The sequence below is a fragment of the Prevotella sp. LCP21S3_D2 genome, from assembly GCF_052118345.1.
Taxonomy (GTDB): domain Bacteria; phylum Bacteroidota; class Bacteroidia; order Bacteroidales; family Bacteroidaceae; genus Prevotella.
Window position 1 is genome coordinate 1 of record NZ_JBQKHJ010000050.1, and the last position, 5,751, is coordinate 5,751.

Annotated in this window: 7 protein-coding genes; all 7 read right to left on the reverse strand. The window is 39.4% G+C overall.

Going from position 1 to position 5,751, the window contains the following annotated elements; genetic code table 11:
- A partial coding sequence (locus ACTQ16_RS16275) for a carboxypeptidase-like regulatory domain-containing protein (RefSeq protein WP_441938479.1) occupies positions 1 to 630 on the reverse strand: 630 nt, incomplete at its 3' end.
- A gap of 35 nt (positions 631 to 665) precedes the next feature.
- On the reverse strand, positions 666 to 1,523 hold the full coding sequence (locus ACTQ16_RS16280) for a GLPGLI family protein (RefSeq protein ID WP_441938480.1): 858 nt from the start codon (positions 1,521 to 1,523) through the stop codon (positions 666 to 668).
- Positions 1,524 to 2,137: 614 nt separating this feature from the next.
- Positions 2,138 to 2,905, reverse strand: coding sequence for a hypothetical protein (locus ACTQ16_RS16285; protein WP_118312087.1), 768 nt, complete (start codon positions 2,903 to 2,905; stop codon positions 2,138 to 2,140).
- The gene (locus ACTQ16_RS16290; protein WP_118312088.1) at positions 2,902 to 4,002 is read right to left on the reverse strand and encodes an AAA family ATPase; all 1,101 of its coding nucleotides are present in this window, start codon (positions 4,000 to 4,002) and stop codon (positions 2,902 to 2,904) included. Before ACTQ16_RS16290 ends, ACTQ16_RS16285 begins: the two co-directional genes overlap by 4 nt.
- A 443-nt stretch (positions 4,003 to 4,445) precedes the next feature.
- On the reverse strand, positions 4,446 to 4,688 hold the full coding sequence (locus ACTQ16_RS16295; protein ID WP_441938483.1) for a hypothetical protein: 243 nt from the start codon (positions 4,686 to 4,688) through the stop codon (positions 4,446 to 4,448).
- 14 nt (positions 4,689 to 4,702) lie between these two features.
- Positions 4,703 to 5,335, reverse strand: a complete 633-nt coding sequence (locus tag ACTQ16_RS16300; protein ID WP_441938484.1) for a hypothetical protein — start codon at positions 5,333 to 5,335, stop codon at positions 4,703 to 4,705.
- Positions 5,336 to 5,555: 220 nt separating this feature from the next.
- Positions 5,556 to 5,751 (reverse strand): hypothetical protein (locus ACTQ16_RS16305; RefSeq protein WP_441938486.1); only part of this gene is annotated, 196 nt, incomplete at its 5' end.

Sequence of the window (5,751 nt, forward strand, 5' to 3'; positions counted from 1 at the left end):
ATTCTTCAAGGCTCTTATGGGTTGGTGGTTTTCGTAGACATTCACCGCCGCCACGTCGTCAGGGCGGATATTCTTGGTAGCCAAGGTATAGTTGCCCGACAGCATGTCCATATTTTCGATATAAAACTTACTGATGCGCTCACCTTGGTAATAGATGCCTCCCGTGTTGTCCACGCTGATGCCTGGCATTCGCTTCAGTACATCCTCGATGCTTCTATCCTTTTCTTTCTTGAAGGCATTGACATCATAAGTCAAGGTGTCGCCGCTTTGGCGGATAGGCACACTTCTCACCACCACCTCCTTGATATTGATAGCCTCATCGTGCAAGGTGATGTTCTTGAGCTTTCCAAAGTCCTTTCTCAAGATGGTCTTCGTCTCATAGCTCAACCGCGACAAGGTGATACTGGAGATAGAATCATGGGCGGTGGTGGCAAGACGGAATTCACCTTGTCTATTCGTCTGCGTATAACGCTTCAACTTCTTATGTTGATTGTAGGCTCTGACCATTACATTGCCAAGAGCCTTTCCCGACTCGTCCCTTACCATTCCCGAGAGAGAGGTTTGGGCAGAGAGAGGCAAGGCTATTAGCAATGCAAGGACAGCCATCACAATATGCTTGATGAAACTCATGCTAAAACTTTTGTTTTTATTAAACTGCCTTGCTGCTATTCCTTTTCCAAAGGATTATAAAAAAGTTTTCTCTTCGGAATAGGCATCGGTTTACCATTCATATCTTTAGGAGCCAAAGGAGAATTCTTCCATGACTTAGTTGGATCAGACTTGTAATCAGCCACAGCTTTGTTAAAATGCTCACGAGTAGTCTTGAAATATTCTGTGTCTCTGACAATTATTGGCGAACTAGACTTTCGGACAGAAATGGCAGAAAAAGTATGCTCTTTATCTTCTGATTGTGCTTCAAGAATTAGTCCTGGTAAGCCATTTAATTTCCAAGGGCCAACACTCTTCGGTATATCACAAAACCAAGCTATCCAATTACGTCCACGGAAAACTGCTGTTGCTTGATGGCATAAATATCCACAAATCATCTTTGTACTATCAGACAATACCCAATCAATTTGAGGTATATCCTCTTGATAGGTATAACTATCTATAGATACCTTACCATAATAAGACAGTCGTTTTGTATTTGCATTTTCTAACAAGAATTCTTTAAAGTCTGGTCTATACATATTATCGGTTTTTAAAAACTCTCCGTTAGTCATCTGTTGTTTTCCAACAAGAACAGAATCTAGCCTATAAGAACCATAACTCTCAAATTTAGAAACAGTATCTCCTATTTCCAATATAGCATAATACTCTCTCATATCTCCAATGCTATGGTCTATAATACGATAGTTATAGATGCATTCCATAACACTTATGTCTAATGTTTTGTTTTTACCCAATTTTGCTGGTTCATTAGCCCATGAACCTCCTATTGAAATTTCCTGTGCGCTTGCTGCAAAAGGCATCATCGCCAAAAGCAACGCCATCATCATTTGTTTTATCATTTTCTTTTCCATTGTATATCTCTTTTATATGTTTCCTACATACTTATTCTTATTAGAAAATACGCAACTCTTACCATTGAGTAAACTAAAGGAACGCGCTTTTAACTTTTATTAATATTGGTAACTTGCCCTTTCATACCTCTTTTTTTGCAAAAGTACGAAAAAATAAAGAAACTCCAACAGAATGTCTCTATAAAATTAGAAAAAAGCAGAACTTTCATCTGAACAAAGTTAAGTAGCGCTGCGCATTGCCTGTAGTCCTTTCAGAATCACAATGCAAAGATACATCCATGAGAATCCGCCATTCACGGTTTCTCACGGTTATTCACTGTTTCTCACGGTTTTTCTTTCTTTTTCTGATGATTAGCTCAGAAAGATGATTTATTCCAATGATAAAAGAGACTTGCTTATGACGGCTAAGTAACTTGCTTAGGATAGCTAAGTGACTTGGTTACGATAGCTAAGTTACTTACTTAGGAATGACGGATGACACTTATGACATTTGTTTTCAGAAAAACTCTCTCACGTAGGCGGGCGGGAAGCTTTTCAGAAAAATTTTTCCTGCCCGCCCGCGTGAAGAAAGTTTTAGAAAACAAGTGTCATAAGTGTCACTGGTGTCACAAATATCATTTGAAATAGTCAAACAGAAATATCGGGAAAGCATTGAGTACTGCTACTTTACAATCTTCGGTATTCACATACTGCTTTAATTGTGAGTTGAATATTTTGTCTTGAAGTATGTCTTCTTTAGATGCAGGCATCGAATTCTTCCCCTTACATAGATAGTTCGCTTTTCCCACATTCATTTCCTTTAAATATTCCCAATTCTGCTTGATTTCCTTCGTCTCTTCTTCTGTTGGCTCTCGGTGATCTTTCAGTAGGATGAAATCGAAACTGTCATACGCAGAAAAATCGGCAGATACACCTTTGAACTTACCACACTCAGAACGTGTTACAGAATACGTCCAATAGTTTGCATCGGGCAACTGCTTAGTATATCGTATAGACTCAACCATCGGATAGTCAATATAAAGCCTACCAAACTCCGTTTCATTATTGAAAGTTTCAAGCATTTCCTTTACCTGCCTGTTGATTTCTTCGAGAGATAAATTCCGGTTATGAAAGTCATAGTCGAAGAACAGATAGATTTCCGAAATGTCAGCAGAAGCATCAATATCCTTGAGCGGATTGTCTGCTTGACCGGCAAATTTCTCCATGAGTAAAGACACAATATCTCCATCGCCATCATACTCCTGCAAATCTTTGTATAGTTGATAGATGTTGTTGTTATAGGAACATACTATCTGCTCATCTCTGTTTGCAAAGTATAATCGCTGAATGGTGCGGAACAAATCCGGCTCCCGTTTTACTCCTTCAAAAACGAATAGTATCATACTTCGAATGCGTTACCTCTAAACATTTTTTCTATATTATGCCCGAATCTCAACTCTTTTTGGGTGCAGTCGCTCAACGGCTTGATTTTGTTGTCTTGCAAGATGAAATTGCAGTCTGGGCGAAGCAAGTCGTTGGTCATCAGGTAGGTATTGTGTGATGACGTAAAAGCTTGACATGGAAGAGCAAAGAGGGTTTTGCAAACCTCATAAGAGAGTCTGAAATGATAGAAAGCATCAAATTCATCGATGAAAACGAACGATGCATTTGCCATCTGTTTCAGCCAGTAATAAAGCAGCATCAGAGATTGAGTACCCGTTGATGCAATCTTATCGAATGGAATGCGACCTAATCCAAATACGCAATACAACTCTTTATCATCATCCTTTGGATCCTGAAACTCAAAACTTTGTCCACTTACCCGATGGATGAAGTCCTCAAAGTCCCGAGTCAGCTGATTCTTGATGATATACTCATCGAGATTAGCCGGAGCAGTAGCCAACCCCATAAACTCATTTTTTTCAACACTTCTGAACCATAACATTGAGTTTACGAATTGCTGCAGCTTCAGAAGATAATGTTCCTTAGCAAGAGGATAGGAAGTAAGCAGAAAGTTTACGATGGATACATTGTTGGCGTTATTGGCAAGGTTTGCCTTCACCGCAGAATCCATCGGGAACTCAACATCATCCAATGTCAAGACAGAATTCTTGTTGCAGAAAATAAGTTTGTTATTCACAACAAGTTCTTCTTCCTCCAGCTTTCCATCAGGCGATTTGCTATATGTATATTGTAACGTATCATCTCTAAACTTGAAGGCATATTCAAATTTTACGGGGAAGTTCAACTTTCCCGTATATGTAAAGTTATCATAATAGTTCACCTTCTTCCACTTCTGTGAAAGATGATTGGTGATGTCGAAGATGGCCATTGCAAAGTTCGACTTGCCAGAACCGTTAGGTCCATACACGATGCCATTCTTGATGATACCATCTTTAATGGCAAAAGTATTGAACGAATAGTTACTTGGTTTCGACAAATCCCATTCTATGCGATTAGCAAATCCTCTATAGTTCGTTACGGCAAATTTTACTAACATGGTTCTATATACTTTATTTTTAATTGATAACGAAATTGTTGATGCAAAGCAAACACACCCCAAAACGACGAAAACCATCATTCAATTATTATAATGTCAAGTGCTGCTTAGCATTTGCAAAGATATATAAAAAAACAATCCACCGTAATTATTTTACGGATATTTAAGATAATAATCAAGTATCAATAATCATTGAAAGATATAGGAGATGTGATTGAAAGATATAGGAGTAGCAGCAGGAAAGTATAATAGAAGTAATCGGAAGATATAGGAGTAGTTGCCAGAAGATATAATACCTGTCTTCGGGATTGTTAATACCTTGAACCGCACAACAGCTGTTGTGCGCTTGCATATCAGCTGTTGTGCAGATGCACATCAAGTGTTGTGCGGATGGAATCCAGCTGCTGTGCGGTAATGCTCAACAGAAGAACCTTTTCTGCCTTTTAGCAATACTCTTCCTTAAACCATAGACGATAAATCGGATCAACAAATACAAAATCAGCTTTCTGCTTCTCTATGATATCCTTGTTCTGAAGAATCTTCTTGTTCTTAACTATCGTATTGGGATTACCCAGATTATACACCTGCTTCACTGCTTGTGATGAGAAATGCTGCTCACCATCAGCAATCGCCTTAAGCAACTCTATCTGGGTAGAACTGAGATTTTCCGTATCGTTCTGAAACATAGGGGTATTGATGTTCAATACCTGCTTGAGACCGAGAGATAACTATTGCGCTTACTGCCATAAAGGCAATAAGAGGTCAACTGCTGCTGTTGCCATACTGAGCGCATCTTGCCCTCCATATCCTTATATTCCGGGAGATTAGCCAACTGCTGGAATTCATCTATGCACACGATAATCCTGATTCCCTTTTCCTTCGCCAGCAACTCAGGCAATTGGAGAATCGCCATCTTATCTCTTTCTTGCGGAACAAACTTCAGGTCGAAAGCCACAAAATCCGTAATCTGATCGTTAACTATTATTTGTGGAACCACACCCGTCAAGAACTTCTTGGCATCCTCTATCCAACGTTCTATCTTGGAAGAAGCACAGGCTATGACCTGACTGGCAAAAGTGCGATAGAATTCTGCTTCCGAGCCGATACTGAAAGCATCTATATAGCAGATTCTCACCTCCTTATCTTCTTCACTCAGTTCCGTCATCGCCTTCTTGACAAGCGACGATTTTCCCCATCGACGTGGAGAAATGAGCATCACATTGATATGGGAAGCCAGGAGTTGCTTGAGCAAAGCCCTATCTTCCGTTCGGTCGATAAAATTCTCTTCGGTAGCCAAAGTACCAAACTGAAAAGGAGATTGAAATACTGCCATATTCTTCTTATTAAATTCGTTTTATCTGCTTTATTACATTCGTATCACCTGCAAATATACAAAAAGTTACCCAAAGGTAACTTACCTTAGGGTAACTTTTTGTGATTATTAACCTATACTAATGGTTAATCAGGTCATTAAGGTCAAGGTAAGAGGTCCGCAAATCGTAGCCGATAACAATAAGGATGATGACGAGTAAGTCACCATCCTTATTGGATTATTAGAAATTATATTTTACGCTGAAAGTGCATCCGACAGGACGCAACTGATAAATGTATCGATAATTGCTCTCCTTTATCTGCTTGTTGACCACATAAACCCTTTGATTTGTCAAGTTTTGGGCTAGCAACTCCAACTCTATGCTCTTCTTTTTATATCGGATGCCAGCATTGGCATCGCTCTCATGCTCCTGATGG